Consider the following 20,738-nt stretch of genomic DNA (forward strand, 5'->3'; position numbering starts at 1 on the left):
CGGGTCAGCGGAACAGCGCGGCGTGATCCGTGGCCCAGGTGCGGAAGTTGCGGGGTGGGTGGCCGGTGAGGTCCTGGACCGTTGTGGTGGCCGGGTTCGGGGTGGTGATGCGGGCGTGGATGAAGTCCAGTGCGCTGTCGACGGCCACCCCGGGCCGGCCGGTGGCGGACATGCGGCGGCGGGCCGCCTCGCGGGGGATCTCCTGCCACTTCACCGGGCGGCCGGCGGCCTCGCCGATGATGTCCACCTGTTCCGCCTGGGTGGGGCACTCCGGGCCGGTGAGCAGATAGTGCGCGCCGTCGTGGCCGTCCTCGGTGAGGGCGCGGACGGCGACCGCCGCGATGTCCCGTTCGTCCACCGGGTTCAGTCCGGCCGCGCCGCCGTAGCCCTGCACGGCGCCCCCGGAGCGGATCTCCTGCGCCCACTGGAGCGCGGCGGTGAACCCGTGTGCCCGCAGCACCGTGTGCCGGACCCCGCTCCCGGCGAGCAGCGCCTCCACCTCGCCCTCGGCCCGGACGGCCGTCGAGGAGAGGAACACCACCCGCCCGACCTCCCGGGCCAGCACCCCCACCGCGTCCGCTGCCTCGTCCGCCGTGGTGAACGGCCACCCCAGCAGCACCGCGCTCGCCTCCTGGACCGCCGCCTCCAGCGATGCCGGGTCGAGCAGGGCCCGCTGTGTCAGGGTCCGCACGCGCACCCCGGCGGCGGCGAGCTGCAGCCCGACGTGTCGCTCGACCGCTCCGGGGACGCCGACCGCAAGTACAGGTGACGCCTCGTCAACTCGCTTCTCTGTCATGCCTTGAACGTAGGCGAGAAGTATGAGACGCCCCATGTGTGCGGGTCTCCGGTTCATGTGCCATCGTCTACCAGGCGCGCGCCAACTCGCGTGCGCCCCCGAGTGCTTCGCGCGCTGACCTCGCCCGGGCCCCCGCCGCCTGGCCGGGCGCCGGCTGCGCACAGGAAGTCGGCGAGTCCGACTTCCTGTGCGCTCGGCCCGGGGTGGCTACTCCGAACGGCTGGAGATGAAGGCCTCGTACTGGGCGGCCGTGAGCAACTGCTTCAGCTCGTCAGGCTTGGCGACGGTGAGCTCGATGATCCAGCCGTCGCCGTACGGGTCCGTGTTGATCAGCTCGGGTTCGTCGTTCAGGCCCTCGTTCACCGCGGCGACCGTTCCGGTGAGCGGCATGAAGATCTCGCTCACCGCCTTGACGGACTCCACCGTGCCGAACGCTTCGCCGGATTCGAGCTGCTTCCCCAGGGTGGGGATGTCGGCGAAGACGACGTCACCGAGCTGCTTCTGCGCGAAGTCGGTGATGCCCACCCGGGCCTTGTCCTTGCCGGTGGTCCGCACCCACTCGTGGTCCTTGGTGTACTTGAGGTCTTTCGGGACGTTGGCCATGGGGATCTCCGCGAGGTCGAGGCGACTGCACTGACGGACCGTCAGTCATGCGGAGGAGCCTGCTACAGGTCCCCGCCCCTCGCCGCGAAGCGCACCCGGTCGGGTGAAGGCGGGTGTCAGTTGTGCAGGAAGGACTCCAGCGAGGTGGCCAGTGCCACCGGCGTCTCGTACATCGGGTAGTGGCCGCTGCCGTCGAGCTCCTCCAGTTCGGCATTGGGGTAGTGGGCGAGCCAGGTGCCGCGCATCACGTCGGCGGTCAGGGCGAGGTCGTGTGCGCCCACGATCACTTTGACGGGGACGGGGTTCCCGTTGATGCGGCGTTCCAGGTCGGCCGTCGCCCAGTCCCGCACGTACCCGCCGAAGGCCTCGGGCGTGGAGAGCCGGAGCGACTGGTCGACCATGCGGTCCAGCCAGACCCGGCCCGCCCGCTGCCCGGTGACCAGGTCGAGGATCGCGTACCGCTTCTCGCGGTCCTCGGCGGCGCCGTAGAACAGCGCCTCGCCGTCGGCGTCCAGCGGGTAGGCCCCGGCGGGGACGGGCGCCAGGCCGACGAGCTTGCGCACCCGCAGCGGCGCCTCGGCCAGCACCTGCTGCGCGGCCTTGCCGCCCATCGAGTGGCCGATCAGCGAGAAGCGGTCCCAGCCGAGTTGGTCGGCCAGGGCGAGCGCGTCGGCGGCGATCTCGGCGAGCGTGTAGGAGCCGGTGACGTCCTTGCGTTCTCCGTAGCCCCGGTAGTCGAGGAACGCGTAGCTGAAGGCCCTGCCGTCGAGGTAGTCGAGGAAGGGGCCCCAGCCCGCGCTGGTGCCGAACCAGTCGTGCAGGACCAGGACGTGGTGGTCGCCGGTGCCGGTCGAGCGGTGAGGGATCGTCATGCCCTCGGTCCTTCCCCGGAAGCCTCCCACCCGAACGGCCGGTCGCCGGCCCGTGCGGCAGGCGGCTACGCCATGGGTCGTCGGGCGAAGTCCGGGGCGTGTTCGGGGCGGGGGCCGAAGGCGATCAGGCGGGAGATGCCCAGCCGGACCGCCGGGACGTGACGGACGAGCGCGGCGAATCCCATCGGCGGGCCGGACCGCCGGCCGGTGAGCGCCGGGACGAACATCACGCCGTGCAGGACCCGTTGCAGCCGTTGGATGACCACCGTCGGCATCTGGCGCCGCCGTTGCACCCGGGCGAGCGCGGCGGTGGTCGGGCGGCCGCGCAGCAGCGGCTCGGCGAGCAGGGTGGCGGCCGCGACGGCGTCCTGGATGGCGAGGTTGATGCCCACCCCGCCGGCCGGGGACATCGCGTGGGCGGCGTCGCCGATCAGCAGCAGCCCGTCGGTGTACCAGCGGTCCAGCCGGTTGAGCCGGGCGTCGAGCATGTGGACGTCGTCCATGCCCGCCAACTGGTCGACGCGGTCGGCGTACTGGGGCAGCAGCCGGGCGATCCGCTCGCGGAAGCGCTCCACGCCTTCGGCGCGCAGCTGCGGGTCGGAGCCCTTCGGCTTGAAGTAGGCGATCTGGAAGTAGCTGTCGCGGGCGATGCTGAGGGCCAGCTCGCCGTCACCGAAGCCGGCGATGAGGCTGGGCGGCGCGGCCTGCTCCTCCGCGTGCCGGGGCAGGCGGAACCACCAGACGTCGAAGGGCACCGGGTACTCCTCGGCCACCAGCCCGGCCGCCTTGCGCAGGGTGGAGTGCCGGCCGTCGGTGCCGACGGTGAGGTCGGCGCGGAGCTCGCCCTGCTCGCCGTCCCGGGTGCGGTAGCGCACGCCGGCCACCCGGCCGCCCTCCCGGATCAGCCCGGTGGCCTCGGTGTTCATCCGCAGGGTGAAGGTGGGCTCCTGCCGGGCTTCCTCGACGAGGAAGTTGAGCAGGTCCCACTGCGGCATCATCGCGATGTAGTTGTACGGCGCGGGCAGCCGGTCGTAGGCGCTCAGCGGGACTTGGCCGACGCCGGGCACCGGCACCACCAGGTTGCCGAGCCGGCTCTGCGGCAGCGCGGCGAACTTCCGGCCGAGGCCGAGTTCGTCCATCAGTCGCACGGTGGAGGCGTGGACGGTGTCGCCGCGGAAGTCCCGCAGGAAGTCCCCGTGCTTCTCCAGCACGGTCACCTCGACACCCGCCCGGGCCAGCAGCAGGCCCAACATCATTCCGGCCGGTCCGCCCCCGGAGATCACGACGCTCATGGCTCTCTCCCTTGCTGTGCTCGGTTGATCACCTTCCGTGTGGAACTTACATTTACAGAGTCTCTGGAACTGTCTCAGGTGTCAAGTAGTATGCTGCTCCACATGAAGGATCTGGTGGCGGCCGCCCTCACGGCGGCGAAGGACCGGGGCCAGGACGTCGCGGACGTCCCGCTGACGGCGATCGCCGCGACGGCCGGCATCTCCCGCAGCACCCTGCTGCGCAGGCTCGGCGGCTGCCGGGCACCCCTGGACGAGGCGGTCCGGCAGGCGGGCGTCGACCCGGGCGGACGGCCGCCGGTACGGGAACGCGCGATCGCGGCGGCGGCCGGGCTGGTGGCCGAACGCGGCCTGGGCGGGGTCACCCTGGACGCCGTGGCGGACCGCGCCGAGTGCTCGCTGCCCAGCCTGCACACCGTCTTCGAGGGCCGGGACGGCCTGCTCACCGCCGTCTTCCTCCAGTACGGCCCGCTGCCGGACCTGGAGGCGCTCGCCGCGAACCCGCCGGAGCGCCTGGAGGACACCGTCCGGGCGCTCCACCGCGCCTTCGCCGCGGCCTTCGACCGCCAGCCCCGGGTCATGCCGGCGGTCTTCGCCGACCTGTTCGCCCGACCGGACGGCCCCGCCTCCCGGATGATGGCGGCCCACCTGCCGCGACTGTTCGACGGCCTCGGCCGGCTGCTGCTGCCGTACATCGAGGCCGGACGGCTGCGTCCGCTGCCGCTCCCGGTGCTGGTCCAACTGCTGTTCGGCCCGCTGATCAACCACATCCTGCTGCGGCCGGTCCTCGAACCGGCGCTCGGCGCCGGACTGCCCTCGCTGGAGGAGTCCATCGACCTCTTCGCCGAGGCCTACCTGCGGGCGGTCGCCCTGCCGTAGCGGGGCCGGGAGACCGCCTGATCCGTTCCTGGGACGTGCCTGCCGGAAAGCACCGAGCTCTCCCGGAAAACGCCGAGCCCCGGCCCGCCGGGCGAAGCCGGGGAGCCGGGGAGCCGGGGCTCGGACGGGGGCGGTCAGGCGCTGCGGCGGCGGCGCGCGACGAAGAGCGCGCCGATGCCGCTGACGAGCAGGGCGGCGGCGCCCGCCGCGGTCTTGATGACACCGTCCGACCCGGTGTGGGCGAGCTCGCCGCCCGCCAGCTGGGTGGTGCCGGTGGTGCCGGTAGTGCCAGTGGTGCTGGTGGTGTCGGTCTCGTCGGCGGTGCCGGTGGTGTAGCTGGTCCGGATGACGGGGCCGGTGCCGATGCCGGAAGTGTCGGTAGTGACCTGGATCGCGTTGCCCTGCGGGCTCGCGCTGGCGGCGTGGGCGGTGCCCTCGTTGATGACGGCGGACGGGTCGACGGAGGTCTGGCCGACCTTGGCCTCGGCGGTGTAGGCGAGGCGGACGTGCTTGGTGATGGTCGCGCCTGCCGCGAGGGCGTCGCCGCTGAGGAGGTAGCGGACGGGGCCGCCGGCCTGGGGGCCCGGGGTGCCGGGCACGGTCTCCCAGGCGCCATCGGCCTTCTGCATCTCCAGGACGCTGTGCGAGTCGGCCCACAGGATGGTGGCGAGCTTGCCGTAGCGGGAGGCGCTGGGGTTGTTGACGGCGACGTCGAACTCGACCGGGGCGCCGCCGGCGACGGCGGTGGTCGGCGCGTTCTTGAGCTGGACGACCAGGGACTTCACCGCGACGTCCTTGGTGGCCTCGGCGAGCACGGTGTCCTCGGCCGCCGGGTCGACGACGGCGGAGTAGAGCTTGGTCGGCAGGCTGTAGCCGCCCGTGTCGTTGTTGCCCACGGCGGCGAGCCGCAGCTGGAAGGTCCTGGTGGCGCCGGCGGGGACGGTCAGGCCGGTGACCTTGCCGCTGAAGTTGAAGGTCTTGTCGCTCTGCTTGAAGGTCAGCTCGACGGGCTTCCAGGTGCCGTCGGCGTCGCGGTACTCGATGGCGAACGCGTCGTGAACCCGGGCGTGCACGTTGCTCACGTTGAGCTTCAGGGTGAACGGGGCCTCGGTGGTGCCCGGGTTGGTGACGGTCTCGGAGAACTCGACGGGCTCGCCGCCGTACCCGATCGGGGCCGGCTCCTGGATGGTCAGCGCCGGCTTGGCGGCGACCGGGGCGGCGGTGACGTCGATCGCGACGAACTGGGGGCCGACGATCGCCTGCATGGCCCCGGCGCCCTGGTCGAGCATCGCCCACGGGTGGATGTAGGCCGTGCCGAGCGGGGCGTCGGCGGTGAACGCGAAGCGGACGTGCCGGGTGTCGCTGCTGCCGGCGGCGATGGTCCTGTCGTCGGTGAGGTGGTACGTGACGCGGTCGGAGCCCGGCTGGCTGCTGGCGGTGCCGGTGATGTTCTCCCAGCTGCCGTCGGCCTTCCGCACCTGGAGCGTGCTGTGCTTGTCCGCCTCCACGACCTTGTCGACGGTGGTGTAGCGCGAGGCGCTGGGGTTGTTCACGGTGACGTCGAACTCGACCGGGGCGCCGCCGGCGACGGCGGTGGTCGGCGCGTCCTTGACCTGCACGGTGATGGCCTTGGCCGCGACCTGGTCGGTGCTCTCGGCGAGGACGGTGGTGCCGGTCGCGTCGAGGACGGCGGAGCTGAGCGTGACGGTCGAGTCCTGGTTGGACCAGTAGGCGGCGAGCTCGGTGGTGAGGCGCAGCTGGACGGTCCTGGTGGCACCGGCGGCGACGGTCAGGCCGGGGACGGTGTCGGCGACGGGCTTCCAGGTGCCGTCCGCGTCGCGGTAGTCGACCTTGATGGCGTGCGTCGCGATGGGGCCCGCGCCGCTCGTGCCGATCCTCAGCGTGAACGAGGCCTCGGTGGTGCCGGGGTTCGTGATGGTCTCGGCGAACTCGACCGGCTGCCCGCCGCGGCCGACCGTCGCCGGCGCGTTGACCTTCAGCGACGGCTTGTCGGCCGTGGCCTCGGCGGCCGGCGCGGCGGGGGCGGTGGCGGCCGCCGGTGCCTCGGCGGCGTACGCGGCCGGGGAGGACAGCACCGCGCCGGTGGCCAGCAGCACGCCGAGGGTGGCGGCGGTGAGGACGGTGGAGCGGGAGCGACGGGCGCGGACAACGGACATGGAAATACCCCCCGGGGTGTTCTGCCGTCGGCATTTCAGCCGCCGGCCGGTACGTGTGCTTGGAGTCGGACCCGAAGTTCGAGGGCGTCGCCCCCAGCGCCTCTCGCGGTCCGGGTTCGGCGGGCTTCCCCGCCTCTCACTGACATAGACGTGCGGCGGCCGCCGGGGTTGCAGGTGATCCAAAAGTTTTTTCGAAAATCTCTGAGACCGCCCTGACCTGCGGTTCCGCTCTCCAGCGCCCGCCGGGCTCAGTGCAGCGCGAGCTCGTCGCCCACGCTCAGCCGCCCGGGGGCGGCGACCTCGGCGAGGGCGTCGAGCCGGCCGTCGTGGGCGTGCACGATCGCCTTGAGGATCTCGGGGGCGTGCGGCAGCCCCGGCTGCGGGGCGCCGGTCATCGCGCAGCGCTCGCTGGAGCGGACGAAGGCGAGGCGGGCGCCGGTGCCGCCCTGCCCCTCCCGGCCGAACCAGCCGTCCTCGACGAAGGGCGGGGTGCCCGGGGGCGTCCGCAGCAGGATGTTGGGGCGGAACCGGCGCTCGTCGACCACCGTGAAGGGGGCGGCCTCGCGGACCCAGTCCAGGGTGGCGGTGGTGAGCACGCTGACCGGCAGCTGGTCGAAGTGGGAGACGGCGTCCTCGCGGGCGAGTTCGACGTCCTCGCGCTGGAGGTAGGCGCGCAGGAAGGCGGCCGGGTCGGCGACCGGGTGGCCGAGCGGGTCGAACAGTTCGGGGCCGTCGATCCGGTGGCCGAGGCGGGCGGAGAGGCGGAGCAGGCCGTCCATCCGGCGGAAGCGGCGGGTGTTCTTGCCCGAGCCGAGCTTGCCGTCCGCGTCGCGGACGGCGTAGAGGCGGTCGCCGGCCAGGCCGCGCTCGTCCACCTCGACGGAGTCGAGCCGCTCGCCGCCGGTGGACTTCACGGGGTAGCGCCAGAGTCGCTCGATCACTCCGATGATCTCTGCCATGGGCGGACAGCGTAGCGGCGGCGCCGGGGGATGGTCTAGACCAAGTCCCGTGCGGCGACTGGCCGGAACGGCCCACGGCGGGTCTTCAAACTCCAGTCGGCGCGCAGGCGGGGGTTTGAAGACCCGCCCTAGCCCAGCCGTGCCACCGCCCGGACCGGCGCACCGTCCGCCGCCGCCAGCCGCAGCGGGAACAGCGACACCTCGACCGGCCGCCCGGCCTCCTGGGCGTCCAGCAGCGCCCGCAGATCGGTCAGGTTCTCGGCGATCACCCCGCCGCCGGGCGCCCCCAGCAGCACCCGGTGCGCGGCGAGGGTCGGCTCGTCGGCGCCGGGCTGGTCGTGCTCGTCGGTGAGGTCCGCGAGCAGCGCGGCGACCGCCGGGTCGCCCGGGCCCGGGTCGGGGGTGGGGTCGACGCTCAGCGCGTCCACCCCGACGGTCCGCACCCCGGCGGCGACGATCGCCTCGGCGGCGGCCGCGGTCAGGCTGGGGTGCGCGAGGTAGGCGTCGGTGCCCCAGTGCCGGGCCCAGCCGGTGGCGAGCAGCAGGACGGACCCCTCGCCGACGCGCGCCAGGGCGGGCGCGAGCAGCTCGGGGGTGACGGCGGCCCGGGGCTCCAGTCCGCGCAGGTCGGCGAGCACCGCGGGGCCGGTGAACCGCTCCAGCGGCAGCCCGTCCAGGGTCGGCCAGGTGACGTCCACGTGGTAGGGCGCGTCCACGTGCGTCCCGGACTGCGAGCCGAGGTGCAGGGCCAGCACGTTCACCCCGGCGGTGGCGGTGGTGAGCGCGGGCTCCAACAGGACGGCCGGATCGCCGGGGTAGACCGGCATCGCGGTGGTCACCTGATGGGTGAGGTCGACGAGGGTCGCTGCCATACCCCCATCCTTCCAGGGGAGCCCGCGGATGAGGCCCGACCGGGTGAGTCCGGATAGAAATGGGACATGGGAACAGTCAAGCGTCAGCCGTGGGTGGTCGGGGTCTCTGGTGCGTCGGGGACGCCGTACGCCGCCTCGGTGATCCGGGCGCTGCTCGCCGCCGGGGAGCCGGTGGACCTGATCGTCAGCCGAGCCGCCCGGCTCACCATCCTCGACGAGACCGGCATCTCCTTCCGGGACGCCCACTGGCGCGCCGACCTGGCCGCCTGGCTGGGCTCCGACGAGGGCCTGGACGACGTCCGCTACTGGCCCGCCGGGGACTTCGCGGCCGGCCCGTCCAGCGGCTCGTACCCGGCCAAGGGCATGCTGGTGGTGCCCGCGACCACCGGCGCGGTGGCCGGGATTGCGCTCGGCCTGAGCAAGGACCTGCTGCAGCGGGTGGCCAGCGTCACCCTCAAGGAGCGCCGCCCGCTGGTCGTGTGCGTGCGCGAGGCGCCACTCAACGGGGTGACGTTGAAGCACCTGGTGGAGCTCGACGCGCAGGGCGCCGTCGTCCTCCCCGCCTCTCCCGGGTTCTACGCCGGCGGCTCGACCGTGCGGGAACTCGTCGACTTCGTGGCCGGCCGGGTGCTGGACGCGGTCGGCGTCCCGCATTCCCTGTACCTGCGCTGGGAAGGGGAGTTGGGGGCGGCGGCCCGCCGGGCCGACGAGAACGGCAGCGTGTCGGCTGAGGGGGAGTGAGGAGGCCGTGGGCGGGAGAGTATCTTCTCTGCGATATCCGGGTTGTTCCGCGCATGGCGCCTTGGAATCCGGATAATGATCTGTGGGTCTGGTGAGGTTCGGAAGGACGCGGACGGTATATGGACACGGTGGACAGACAGCTCATCCAGGCGCTCCGGGAGAACGGCCGCGCGTCCTACGCCGAGCTGGGCCGGCTGGTCGGGCTCTCCGGCCCGAGCGTCACGGACCGGATCAACCGGCTGGAGCAGGCCGGTGTCATCACCGGCTACCGCGCGACGGTCAATCCGGCCTCGCTCGGCTTCGGCGTCACGGCCCTGATCGGCCTTCAGCTGACCGACGCCGCCGATCACGAGGACGTCGCGCACCGGCTCAAGGACCTCAACGAGGTCGAGGACTGCTGGTTCATCGCGGGTGACGACTCCTACATGCTCAAGGTCCGGGTGGCCGACGTGGCTGGCCTGGAGTCGGTGGTCAAGCGGATCTCGGGCACGAAAGGCGTGGCCCGCACCCGCACCACCGTCGTACTCTCCACGAAGTGGGAGAACCGGGTGAGCGAACTCCCTCCCGAAGGAGAGTGACGGATGGCACTGGTCGGTCTGGAGGAGCTGCGCGCCGCTCGGCAGCGGATCGCGGGGGTGGCCGTGCGCACCCCGCTGGTTCCCGCCCCGTGGGCGGACGAGGGGGAGCGCCGGCTCTGGCTGAAGCCCGAGAACCTCCAGCCGACCGGGGCCTTCAAGACCCGCGGCGCGTACAACCGGCTGGCCGCGCTCACCGAGGCCGAGCGGGCCCGCGGCGTGGTCGCCCAGTCGAGCGGCAACCACGCGCAGGCGGTGGCGTACGCGGCGGCGCTGCTCGGCATCAAGGCCGTGATCGTGATGCCGGACACCTCGCCGGCGGTGAAGGTGGAGTCCACCCGGGGGTTCGGCGCCGAGGTGGTCCTGGTGTCGCCGGAGGAGCGGGACACCCTGCCCGCCGAACTGGCCGAGCGGCACGGCTACGTCTGGGTGCCGCCGTACGACGACCCGTTCATCATCGCGGGCCAGGGCACGGTCGGCCTGGAGATCGCCGAGGACGCCCCGGCCGGGCTGGACACCGTCCTGGTGCCGGTCAGCGGCGGCGGCCTGATCTCCGGGACGGCGGCCGCGCTCAAGCTCACCCGCCCGGGCATCCGGGTGATCGGCGTGGAACCGGAGCTGGCCGCCGACGCGCAGGCCAGCTTCCGGGCCGGCCGCCGGCTGGCCTGGCCGGTCGCCGACACCTACCGGACCATCGCGGACGGCCTGCGTACCCCGTCGGTCGGCGAGCTGCCCTTCGAGCACCTGACCGCGTACGTGGACGACATCGTCACCGTCACCGAGGACGAGATCCGCGCCACCGTCGCCCTGCTGGCCCGCCGCGGCCGGCTGGTCGCCGAGCCCTCCGGCGCGGTCGCCCCGGCAGCCTACTTCCACCGCGCCGCCGAGACCGGGGGCCGGACGGTCGCGGCCGTGGTCAGTGGTGGCAACATCGACCCCGCACTGCTCGCTGAGCTGCTGTCGGCATAGGCGTACGCTCGGTCCGGCAAGGAATCGAAGTCGGAGGAGGCGGGGCACCGCATGGACGCAGGGCTGAAGCGCGAGCTGGAGGCGAAGGTCTACGCGGGTGAGCGGCTGACCCGCGAGGACGGGATCGCGCTCTACGAGAGCGACGACCTGGCCTGGCTGGGCGGTCTGGCCCACCACGTGCGGACGCGGAAGAACGGCGACGTCGTCCACTTCAACGTCAACCGCCACCTCAACATGACCAACGTGTGCAGCGCGTCCTGCGCGTACTGCTCGTTCCAGCGCAAGCCGGGCGAGAAGGACGCCTACACGATGCGCATCGAGGAGGCCGTCCGGCTCGCCAAGGCGATGGAGGTCGACTCCCTCACCGAGCTGCACATCGTCAACGGCCTGCACCCGACCCTGCCCTGGCGCTACTACCCGCGCTCGCTGCGGGAGCTGAAGGCGGCCCTGCCGAACGTCTCGCTGAAGGCCTTCACCGCCACCGAGATCCACTGGTTCGAGAAGATCAGCGGCCTGCCCGCCGACGAGATCCTGGACGAGCTGATCGACGCCGGCCTGGAGTCGCTGACCGGCGGCGGCGCGGAGATCTTCGACTGGGAGGTCCGCCAGCACATCGTCGACCACGACACCCACTGGGAGGACTGGTCGCGGATCCACCGCCTCGCCCACAGCAAGGGCCTCAAGACGCCGGCCACCATGCTGTACGGCCACATCGAGGAGCCCCGCCACCGGGTGGACCACGTGCTGCGGCTGCGCGAGCTGCAGGACGAGACCGGCGGCTTCCAGGTCTTCATCCCGCTGCGCTACCAGCACGACTTCCACGACTCCAAGGACGGCGTCGTGCGCAACAAGCTGATGGCCCGCACGGAGATGGCCACCGGCGCCGAGGCGCTGAAGACCTTCGCGGTCTCCCGGCTGCTCTTCGACAACGTCCCGCACGTCAAGGTCTTCTGGGTGATGCACGGCGTCACCACCGCCCAGCTGGCGCTCAGCCACGGCGCGGACGACATGGACGGCTCAGTGGTCGAGTACAAGATCACCCACGACGCGGACAACTTCGGCACCCCGAACAAGCTGGGCCGTGACGACCTGCTCGACCTGATCCGCGACGCCGGCTTCCGCCCGGTCGAGCGCAACACCCGCTACGAGATCATCCGCGAGTACGAGGGCCCGGACCTGGGGCGCCGCGAGGCCCCGCAGGCGATGCGCCTCTGACCGGAGAACTCCCCCGCCGCCCGGGCCCCGGCCCGGGCGGCGGCGTTTCTTCACCGCCCCCGCACCCGCCCCGGGTTTACCAACCGGTACACCGTTTGGCAGGATCGGCGGTATGTCCGGTTCTCATCGCGCCACCACGTACCCGTCGTACGAGCCGATAGCGGAGCCGGTGTACGGGGTGCCGCAGCAGCCGTACGGGGCGGGTGAGCCGTACCAGCAGCCCGTCCGGCAGGACCACTACGGCGAGTACGGGCAGCTCCCGCAGGCCCCTGACGGGTCCTTCGAGGCGTACGAGCAGCCGTTCCAGCCATCCCAGCCGTTCCAGCCGTACGCCGCCGGGCCCGACCCGCTCGTCGCCCCCGGGCCGGTGTACGCCCCCGGGCCGGTGTACGCCCCCGGGCTGGCGTACGACGCCGAGCCGGTGTACGCCCCCGAGTCGGTGTACGACGCCGAACCGGTGTACGCGTTCGAGCCGGAGCCCGTCCGGCAGCCCACGCCCCCGCCCGTGGCGGCACCCGTGGGTGCCCGGGCGGCCGCCCGGGGGCACCGCCGGAAGGCGAAGAAGAAGCGTCACGGCAAGGCGGTGATGGCCGGCACCGCGCTGCTGGTCGCGGCCGCCGCCGGCTGGTACACCGTCGGCCAGGACGACGCCAAGCCCGTCGCCGCAGCCGCCGACGGCCCCGGCCCGGAAGGCGTCAGCACGCCCGACCAGCCGGCTCCCGCCGCCCGGGCCGCCGCCGACCGGCAGACCCAGCCCCCGGCCGCCGACCGCAGCCAGGTCCGTGCGGACGGCTCGGTCGCCGCGATACCCGGCCTCGGCGCCGACTTCGTCGCGAAGATACCCACCGAGACCACCCAGGTGGTGCTCGCCTCCGGCCAGGACAAGAACGGCAACAAGAACACCGTCACCCTCTGGACCCGCACCCCCGAGGGCCGCTGGCTGGCCGGCGAGACCTGGCAGGGCCACAACGGCAACAACGGCTGGACCGCCGACCACAACGAGGGCGACCTGCGCAGCCCGATCGGCGTCTTCGCGCTCTCCGACGCGGGCGGCCGCAAGGCCGACCCGGGCAGCAAGCTCCCGTACGACAAGGACCCGAGCTTCGTGGTCTCCGGGACGGGCTTCTTCGGCGACCAGCTGGCCGGCTCCTTCGACTACGTGGTCGCGATCAACTACAACCGGGTGCCCGGAAACTCCCCGCTGGACCCGCGCCGCCCGATGGGGGCGAAGAAGGGCGGCGGGATCTGGATCCACGTCGACCACGACGGCCCCACCCACGGCTGCGTCTCGATCCCCGAGGACAAGATGGCCGAGCTGATCCGCACCCTGGACCCGGCGGCCCACCCGGTGATCGTGATGGGTGACGCCGCCTCGCTGTCCGCCTGACCCCGGCGTTCCGACCCCGGCCTGACCCCGGCCCGACCTCGGCCCGATCCCGACCTGCCCCCGGCCCGACACCGGCGTTCCGGCGGCGTCCGCACGGTGTTCCGGGCGGTGTCGGCCCCGTCATCGGCGGCGGTGCCCGCCCCGTCGTCCGCATCGGCGTCGATCCCGGCGCGCCCGGAGGCCAGTCGCCGCAACGCCCCTTGTCGGGCTCCTACAGATCACGGGGGCGGATCCTGTAGCCGGGCGCGCCCCGCTGACCAGTGGGTAACCCGGTTCCATGGCACTATGAGCGGTTCGCGCATTGTGGCACTCGGCCACTACCAGCCCCCCAAGGTCCTCTCCAACGACGACCTGGAGGCGCTCGTCGACACCAACGACGAGTGGATCCGTAGCCGGGTGGGCGTCAGAACCCGGCACATCGCCGAGGGCGAGACCCTGGTCGACCTCGCCACCGAGGCCGCGCAGAAGGCGCTCGCCAAGAGCGGCCGGACGGCCGACGAGATCGACCTGATCGTGGTCGCCACCTGCACCGCGATCGAGCGCAGCCCCAACACCGCCGCCGCCGTGGCCGCCCGGCTCGGCGTCCGGGCGCCCGCCGCGTACGACATCAACACGGTCTGCTCCGGCTTCTCGTACGCCCTGGCCACCGCCGACCACGCGATCCGGGCCGGCGCGGCGCGCCGCGCGCTGGTGATCGGCGCCGAGCGGATGTCCGACACGCTGGACTGGACCGACCGCACCACCTGCGTGATCTTCGGCGACGGCGCCGGCGCCGCGGTGGTCGAGGCCCAGGAGGACGGTGCCGAGCCCGGCATCGGCCCGGTGGTCTGGGGCTCCGAGCCGGAGAAGGGCGACGCCGTGGTGATCACCGGCTGGGACCCGGTGATCAGCCAGCAGGGCCAGTCGGTGTTCCGCTGGGCCACCACCCAGCTCGCCCCGCTGGCCCGCCGGGCCTGCGAGCAGGCCGGGATCGACCCGTCGGAGCTGAAGGGCTTCGTGCCGCACCAGGCCAACCTGCGGATCATCGACTCGATCGCCGCCAAGCTGGGCCTCACCGACGCGGTGGTGGCCCGGGACGTGGTCGACTCCGGCAACACCTCGGCCGCCTCCATCCCGCTGGCCTTCTCCAAGCTGGTCGAACGCGGCGAGCTGTCCCCGGGCGACCCGGTCCTGCTCTTCGGCTTCGGCGGCGGGCTCGCCTACGCCGGCCAGGTGGTCCGCTGCCCCTGACGGCGCGGAGCCGGGCTTCCGAGGGCTCCTGAGGGGCCGCAACGCGAACATGCCGGTGGGCGGGCACCCTGTGTGAGGGGTGCCCGCCCACCGGCATGTCTGGCGCGCGTGCGGTACGTCGGCGGACCTCCCCCGAGGACACGGCCGCCGTCCGTCGTACCCCGGACAGGAGGCCGGGGCTGCGCGCGGAGCGGATGGTCGGTTGAGCGGATGGTCTACTTGGGCGGCTTCTTGCCGGTGACGCCCAGGTACACCAGGGGAGCGAGGTTGGGCTTGAGGTCCTTGACCTTGACGCCCCAGGCGGTGAAGGCCTTCTGGTGCTCGGCCGCCGAGGCGAGCAGCGAGACCAGGGCCCCGGCGACGGCGTTCGGGTCGAGCGACTTGTCGGCCTGGCCCTTCGCCTGGAGTTCCTTGACGGCCTCCGCGAGCGGCTTGGCGACCGCGTTGAGGACCGTCATGCGGATCTTGAAGAACCGCTTGTCCCCTTCGGCGGCACCGAGCGTGACCACTCGGAGAATGGCGTCGTTCTTGCGCCAGAAGGCGAGGAATCCGTCGACCAGTTCTTCCGAAGTGGTCGGACCGGACTTCCCTGCCCAGGACTTTCCGGCCACCAGCTCTTTGAGGGTGTCGGCGTCCTTGGCCATTTCCTCGGCGATTTCGAGGACAGCGCCCTCGACATCCGGGAAGTACTGGTAGAAGGTCGCGGGGGAGGTACCCGCCATACGGGCGACGTCGATGACCTTGACGTCCCGGTACGGCGACGTGCTGAGCATCTCGCGGAGGCAGTCGAGCAGCTTCTGCCGCGTTTCCTGTCCGCGTCGCCCGGCGACGCGACCGTCGACGGTGCGAACTTGTCCTGTCATGCCGTCAGCTTACCGTGGCACGATCTTGGCGCGATTCGGTGATGCGACTATTACTCCGCACGGGGGGTTGCTATAGGGGCATGAACCACTTCGGACGGATATTCACCGCGCTCCGCAGGCGTCGTTGAAGCCCCCCCGTGTGCCTTTGACCCCACAGCGTGACGGCGAGTCCGCTGAGGGGTGATCGAGTGACAGAGCGTGACGACTGGCGACGTCGGAAGATCGGCGCCGAAGGGGAGGGTCCGGGCGTCCGGGTGCAAGCCACGGCCGGAACGGGCGTCAGAATCCGGCCGTTCCGTCATCACCGGCCGGACGGCGGCGCTCCCGGGGCGGCCGTCGGCTCTGGGCGGGGGAGGTTGGAGATGGGCCGGGCGGCATTGGAGAATCGGGTCCGGCACCACGCGGCGGGTGCGGAAAACGGGGAGGTGGCAGCGGAGTGGACCAGCTGACGGCGCACGATCCGAGGCGGATCGGGCCCTTCGAGGTGCTGGGGCGGCTCGGCGCGGGTGGGATGGGGCTGGTCTACCTGGCGCGCTCCGCCTCCGGCCGGCGGGTGGCCATCAAGACCGTCCGGGGGGAACTGGCCGAGGACGAGCTGTTCCGCGTCCGCTTCGCCCGCGAGATCGAGGCGGCCAAGACGGTCGGCGGTTTCTACACCGCGGCCGTGGTGGACGCCGACGCGGACGCCCGGGTGCCCTGGCTGGCCACCGCGTACATCCCGGCCCCCTCGCTGGAGGACCTGGTCGAGGAGTGCGGTCCGTTGCCGGTGGACGCCACCCGCTGGCTGATCGCGGGCATCGCCGAGGCGCTGCAGTCCATCCACGCGGCCGGGCTGATCCACCGGGACCTCAAGCCCTCCAACGTGCTGGTGGTCGAGGACGGCCCGAAGGTGATCGACTTCGGCATCGCCTCCGGCGTCTCCAGCACCCGGCTCACCATGACCAACGTCGCGGTCGGCACCCCCGCCTACATGTCCCCCGAGCAGGCCAAGGACAGCCGTAACGTCCGGGGCGCCAGCGACGTCTTCTCGCTCGGCTCGCTGATGGTGTTCTGCGCGACCGGGCACCCGCCCTTCAGCGGCTCCAACCCGGTCGAGACGGTGTTCCAGCTGCTGCGCGAGGAGCCGGACCTGTCCGGGATGCCGCGCGAGCTGATGGACCTGGTCCGCGCCTGCATGCGGCCCTCGCCCGAGCACCGGCCCACCCCGGCGCAGATCCAGGCCGAACTGGCCCCGCACCTGTTCTCCCGGGACGACGCCGCCGGCGAGGTCGGCGATTGGCTCCCCGTGAACGCGCTGGAGCTGATCGAGCGCAAGCGCGGCCGCCGCCCGAGCGCGCCGCCCCGGGCCGTCCCCCTGCCGGTCGGGGGGCCGCCGCCCCCGGCCGGGCCGCCGCAGGCCGGCCCGCTCCAGCCCCACCAGCCGCCGCAGCCGCACCAGCCGGTCCCGGTGCAGCGCCCCGGCCTGGACGACCCGCGCACCCACCCGGGCGGGGGGCACGCGCCGCCGCCGTCCGGGCCGGTGCACACGGGGCCGCGGCCGGGCCCGGTGTCCGACGGCGAGATCCCGACCGCGAAGATCGCCTCCCCCAACAAGCACCGCGCGCCGGGCGGCGGCGGGGCCGTCGAGGTGCGGCTGTCCGGAGCCTCGGTGCGGATAGGCCCCGGGCCGCGGGCCGAGCACGAGCAGCCCGGCCCGGGCACCGCCCCGGCCGAGACCGACTGGGTCCGCCGGATCACCCCGCCGCCGGCGCCGGCCGCCCGCTGGCGCCCCTGGCGGTTCCGGATGTCCAACGACGTCTGGGGCACCCCGGTGGTCGCCGACGGCACGCTCTTCGTCTCCAGCTTCGAGGTGCACGCGCTGGACATCGCCTCCGGCGAGCGGCGCTACAAGACCCGGGACGTCGCCTGGGCGCTCGCGGTGGACGCCGGCCGGGTGCACGCGGCCGACGGCCCGCACCTGTACACCGTGGACGTCGCGGACGGCACCGAGCGCTGGCGCACCTCGCTGGACGGCTGGGTCTACTCGCTCTCCGCCGCCGACGGGGTGCTGTGCTGCGGCGTCCGCGGCGGCGGTGTCCAGCTGCGCTCGGCCGCCAACGGCGCCGAGCTGTGGCGGGCCGACGACGCCCAGCAGGACTACGAGAACCCGCAGTCCGGACCGGTCCTGGTGGCCGGCGCGGCCTACTACTACGGGGCCGGGCGGCTGCGCTGCATCGACCCGCACGGCGCCGGCCTGCGCTGGTCCTTCCCGGTCGGCGAGGACGTGCCCTCGCACCCGGTCGAGCGCGGCGGCGTGCTGTACGTGACGGCCGGCTCCCGGGTGTACGCGCTGGACGCGGCCAGCGGGGTCGAGCGCTGGCGCTTCGAGGCCCCGGTGGTGCTGTTCACCCCGCCCGCGCTGGACGCCGACGCGGTCTACGTGGCCGACTACCTCGGGACGGTGTACGCGCTGGACGCGGCCACCGGCCGGGACCGCTGGCGCGGGGTCACCGGCAACCGCCAGGGCGCCGAGCCGGTGGTGGTCGGGGACGGCATGGTGCTGGTCGGCAGCGGCGGGGTGCTGTACGCCTTCGAGGCGGCGAGCGGCCGGGAGCGTTGGCGCTACACGGCGCGCGGCGAGATCGTCGGCTCCCCGGCGGTGGCCGACGGCCTGGTGCACCTGGGCAGCCGGGACCACTCGCTGCACACCCTGGACCTGGCGAGCGGTCAGCTGCGCTGGGAGCTCGGCACCAAGGGCGAGCTGACCGGCTCGCCGGTCGCGGTCGGCGGCCGGGTCTTCGTCGGCTCCAAGGACCGCTGCGTGTACGCGCTGGACGCCTTCTACGGCACGGCCGTCCCGGCGCGCTGAACCGGCGCGGCGGCGGGGCGGGCGCCCCGCCGCCGTCAGACGCGTCCGATCAGGCCTTGCGGGCCCCGGGGTGGCGGCTGCACCAGCCGTCCCACGCGGAGGCCACCATCTCCGCCACGTCGTGGCGGGCGCCCCAGCCCAGCTCGCGGCGGATCAGGTCGGCCGAGGCCACCACCCGCGCGGGGTCGCCGGCGCGGCGCGGGGTCACCTCGGGGGTGGTGTCGTAACCGGTGACCTTGCCGATCACCTCCAGCATCTCCTTGACGCTGACGCCCTCGCCGCGGCCGATGTTGAGCACCAGCGAGGTCTCGCCGGCCGGGTCGGCGGCCAGCCGCTTGGCGGCCGCGACGTGGGCCGAGGCGATGTCGGAGACGTGGATGAAGTCGCGGACGCAGCTGCCGTCCTGGGTGGGGTAGTCGTCGCCGAAGACCCGCGGGGCCTCGCCGGCGGTGAGCCGCTCGAAGACCATCGGGATCAGGTTGAAGACCCCGGTGTCGGACAGCTCGGGGGAGGCGGCACCGGCCACGTTGAAGTAGCGCAGCGCCACGGTGGAGATGCCGTGGGCCTTCCCGGCCGCGGCGACCAGCCACTCGCCGGCCAGCTTGGTCTCGCCGTACGGGCTCATCGGGGCGCACGGGGTCGACTCGGTGACCAGGTCGACGTCCGGCATGCCGTAGACGGCGGCGGAGGAGGAGAAGAGGAAGCGCTTGACCCCGCCCTCGGCGGCGGCCTCCAGGACGGTCTGCAGGCCGATCATGTTCTCCCGGTAGTAGAAGAACGGCTGCTCGACGGACTCGCCGACCTGCTTCTTGGCGGCGAAGTGCAGGATGCCCTCGATCGCGTGCTCGCGGATGGCGGCGTCCAGGGCGGCCCGGTCCAGGGTGGAGCCCTCGACCAGGGCGACGCCCTCCGGCAGGCGGGAGGCGTCGCCGGTGCTGAGGTCGTCCAGGACGGCGACGCGCTCACCGGCGTCGAGCAGCTGGCGGACGACGTGCCCGCCGATGTATCCGGCACCGCCGGTGATCAACCAAGTCATGGGCCGATTCTAGGGTGTTCGGGTTTCCGTGGTGAGTGCCGGGCGAGTCGAGCCGTCAAATCGGACAAATCGGTGAAATGCTGACAAAGATTTCCGTGCTCTCAGCGTGGTGACGAATCGGAGGCAGTCAGGTGAGCCGAAAGAAGGAACACGCCCGCCCCCTGCCGGCCGGGCCCCGGCCGACCGGCCCCAGGACGGCCCACGGCCGGTTGCTCGTGCCCGGCGCGGTGGCCGTACTGACCGCGCTGGCGCTGGCCGGGTGCAGCAGCGGCTCCTCCTCGTCCGCCTCGCAGGCCGCGGGCTCCCCGTCGAGCTCCGGCTCGGCCAAGCCGGCCTCGTCGGCCCCCGCGCGGTCGGCCGACGGGAACCAGTTGCAGGACGACTACCAGCGGGTCATCGCCGACGTGCTGCCCTCGGTGGTGCAGATCACCACCGGCGACAGCCTCGGCTCCGGGATCGTCTACGACGACAAGGGCGACATCGTCACCAACGCCCACGTGGTGGGCACCGCGACCACCTTCACCGTCACCCTCGCCAACAGCACCAAGTCGCTGGACGCCACCCTGGTCGGCAGCTACCCCGACACCGACCTCGCGGTGATCAAGCTGAGCAGCCCGCCGAGCGGCCTCAAGCCGGCCGCCTTCGGCGACTCCGGCAAGGTCCAGCTCGGCCAGATCACCCTCGCCATGGGCAGCCCGCTCGGCCTCTCCAGCAGCGTCACCCAGGGCATCGTCTCGGCCACCGGACGGACCGTCTCCGAACCCAGGGGCGGCGGCTCGCCCGGCGCCACCATCGGCAACATGGTGCAGACCTCGGCCGCGATCAACCCGGGCAACAGCGGCGGCGCGCTGGTCAACCTGGACAGCCAGGTGATCGGCATCAACACGCTCGCGGCGACGGAGCCCGAGGCCAACGGCGCGGCCGCGCCCGGCATCGGCTTCGCCATCCCGGCGTCCACCATCACCAACATCACCGACCAGCTGATCAAGCAGGGCAAGGTCACCAACTCCGGCCGGGCCGCGCTCGGCATCACCGCCCGGACCAGCTTCAACCAGCAGTTCAAGCCCGCCGGCGCGGTCATCGTGGCGGTCACCGCGGGCGGCCCGGCCGCCTCGGCGGGGATGCAGGCCGGCGACGTGATCACCAAGATCGGGGACGCCACGGTCGACTCGCTGAACGCGCTCACCACCGCGCTCGCCTCGCTCACCCCGGGCGACAAGGCCACCGTCGCCTACACCAGGGACGGCAACAGCCGGACCGCCGACGTCACCCTCGGCGCCCTGGAGAGCCCGTAGGACCCGGCCGGCCGGGCCGCACGCCGCGCAAGGGCTCCGCGGACCGGGCCGCCCCACCGGAGCGGGGGGGGGGGGGCCGGGCCTCGGCCCGAAACGGCGCCCCCCCCGGCCCCCCGCCCGCGGCGGCAGCGG

18 protein-coding genes are annotated in these 20,738 nt (G+C 73.0%); 9 read left to right on the forward strand and 9 right to left on the reverse strand.

Features of this window, described 5'->3' with window-relative positions; translation table 11 throughout:
* Positions 1-4: 4 nt before the first annotated feature.
* From ACFVHI_RS11775 to ACFVHI_RS11790, 4 genes are all read right to left on the reverse strand, one after another.
* Positions 5-796 (reverse strand): hypothetical protein, encoded by a 792-nt coding sequence (locus tag ACFVHI_RS11775; protein WP_380338144.1) that lies wholly within the window; start codon positions 794-796, stop codon positions 5-7.
* 207 nt (positions 797-1,003) lie between these two features.
* Entirely contained in the window at positions 1,004-1,399 is a 396-nt protein-coding gene (gene gcvH / locus ACFVHI_RS11780) for a glycine cleavage system protein GcvH (RefSeq protein WP_380338146.1), read from the reverse strand.
* A 116-nt stretch (positions 1,400-1,515) separates the two neighbouring features.
* Positions 1,516-2,271, reverse strand: coding sequence for an alpha/beta fold hydrolase (locus ACFVHI_RS11785; protein WP_380338149.1), 756 nt, complete (start codon positions 2,269-2,271; stop codon positions 1,516-1,518).
* Positions 2,272-2,336: 65 nt separating this feature from the next.
* Positions 2,337-3,563 (reverse strand): FAD-dependent oxidoreductase, encoded by a 1,227-nt coding sequence (locus ACFVHI_RS11790; RefSeq protein ID WP_380338151.1) that lies wholly within the window; start codon positions 3,561-3,563, stop codon positions 2,337-2,339.
* A gap of 102 nt (positions 3,564-3,665) precedes the next feature.
* On the opposite strand from ACFVHI_RS11790, the gene ACFVHI_RS11795 reads away from it, so the two are divergent.
* Positions 3,666-4,439 (forward strand): TetR/AcrR family transcriptional regulator, encoded by a 774-nt coding sequence (locus ACFVHI_RS11795; protein WP_063351314.1) that lies wholly within the window; start codon positions 3,666-3,668, stop codon positions 4,437-4,439.
* A 134-nt stretch (positions 4,440-4,573) separates the two neighbouring features.
* Here ACFVHI_RS11795 and ACFVHI_RS11800 read toward each other — a convergent pair whose 3' ends face one another.
* From ACFVHI_RS11800 to ACFVHI_RS11810, 3 genes are all read right to left on the reverse strand, one after another.
* Positions 4,574-6,616, reverse strand: a complete 2,043-nt coding sequence (locus ACFVHI_RS11800; protein WP_380338154.1) for a hypothetical protein — start codon at positions 6,614-6,616, stop codon at positions 4,574-4,576.
* A 248-nt stretch (positions 6,617-6,864) separates the two neighbouring features.
* Positions 6,865-7,575: an MOSC domain-containing protein gene (locus tag ACFVHI_RS11805; RefSeq protein ID WP_380338157.1), complete on the reverse strand. Its 711-nt coding sequence runs from the start codon at positions 7,573-7,575 to the stop codon at positions 6,865-6,867.
* A 128-nt stretch (positions 7,576-7,703) separates the two neighbouring features.
* Complete coding sequence (locus ACFVHI_RS11810; protein ID WP_063348889.1) at positions 7,704-8,447, reverse strand: cyclase family protein; 744 nt, start codon at positions 8,445-8,447, stop codon at positions 7,704-7,706.
* 66 nt (positions 8,448-8,513) lie between these two features.
* Here ACFVHI_RS11810 and ACFVHI_RS11815 point away from each other — a divergent pair, with 66 nt between their 5' ends.
* The 6 genes from ACFVHI_RS11815 (at position 8,514) to ACFVHI_RS11840 (ending at position 14,564) form a co-directional block, all read left to right on the forward strand.
* The gene (locus ACFVHI_RS11815) at positions 8,514-9,188 is read left to right on the forward strand and encodes a UbiX family flavin prenyltransferase (protein WP_363374948.1); all 675 of its coding nucleotides are present in this window, start codon (positions 8,514-8,516) and stop codon (positions 9,186-9,188) included.
* 119 nt (positions 9,189-9,307) lie between these two features.
* Positions 9,308-9,766: an Lrp/AsnC family transcriptional regulator gene (locus ACFVHI_RS11820; RefSeq protein ID WP_063348891.1), complete on the forward strand. Its 459-nt coding sequence runs from the start codon at positions 9,308-9,310 to the stop codon at positions 9,764-9,766.
* A 3-nt stretch (positions 9,767-9,769) separates the two neighbouring features.
* Positions 9,770-10,732: a threonine/serine dehydratase gene (locus ACFVHI_RS11825; protein WP_063348892.1), complete on the forward strand. Its 963-nt coding sequence runs from the start codon at positions 9,770-9,772 to the stop codon at positions 10,730-10,732.
* Positions 10,733-10,783: 51 nt separating this feature from the next.
* Positions 10,784-11,947, forward strand: a complete 1,164-nt coding sequence (mqnE, locus tag ACFVHI_RS11830; protein WP_063348893.1) for an aminofutalosine synthase MqnE — start codon at positions 10,784-10,786, stop codon at positions 11,945-11,947.
* 112 nt (positions 11,948-12,059) lie between these two features.
* Positions 12,060-13,334 carry a L,D-transpeptidase family protein gene (locus ACFVHI_RS11835; protein WP_380338161.1) on the forward strand — a complete coding sequence of 425 codons (1,275 nt, stop codon included), beginning with the start codon at positions 12,060-12,062 and terminating at the stop codon, positions 13,332-13,334.
* Between the two features lie 285 nt (positions 13,335-13,619).
* A complete protein-coding gene (locus ACFVHI_RS11840) occupies positions 13,620-14,564 on the forward strand; it encodes a beta-ketoacyl-ACP synthase III (RefSeq protein ID WP_063348894.1) in 945 nt (314 codons plus the stop codon).
* A gap of 215 nt (positions 14,565-14,779) precedes the next feature.
* On the opposite strand, the gene ACFVHI_RS11845 is transcribed toward ACFVHI_RS11840, so the two are convergent.
* Positions 14,780-15,427: a TetR family transcriptional regulator gene (locus ACFVHI_RS11845; protein WP_063348895.1), complete on the reverse strand. Its 648-nt coding sequence runs from the start codon at positions 15,425-15,427 to the stop codon at positions 14,780-14,782.
* 436 nt (positions 15,428-15,863) lie between these two features.
* Here ACFVHI_RS11845 and ACFVHI_RS11850 point away from each other — a divergent pair, with 436 nt between their 5' ends.
* Positions 15,864-18,275, forward strand: a complete 2,412-nt coding sequence (locus ACFVHI_RS11850) for a PQQ-binding-like beta-propeller repeat protein (RefSeq protein ID WP_380338164.1) — start codon at positions 15,864-15,866, stop codon at positions 18,273-18,275.
* Between the two features lie 49 nt (positions 18,276-18,324).
* On the opposite strand, the gene galE is transcribed toward ACFVHI_RS11850, so the two are convergent.
* Entirely contained in the window at positions 18,325-19,311 is a 987-nt protein-coding gene (gene galE, locus ACFVHI_RS11855; protein ID WP_063348897.1) for a UDP-glucose 4-epimerase GalE, read from the reverse strand.
* A 209-nt stretch (positions 19,312-19,520) separates the two neighbouring features.
* Here galE and ACFVHI_RS11860 point away from each other — a divergent pair, with 209 nt between their 5' ends.
* Positions 19,521-20,606, forward strand: coding sequence for a S1C family serine protease (locus tag ACFVHI_RS11860; RefSeq protein WP_380338176.1), 1,086 nt, complete (start codon positions 19,521-19,523; stop codon positions 20,604-20,606).
* Positions 20,607-20,738: the final 132 nt, after the last annotated feature.

This window comes from Kitasatospora sp. NPDC127121, from assembly GCF_042677305.1.
Taxonomy (GTDB): Bacteria; Actinomycetota; Actinomycetes; order Streptomycetales; family Streptomycetaceae; genus Kitasatospora.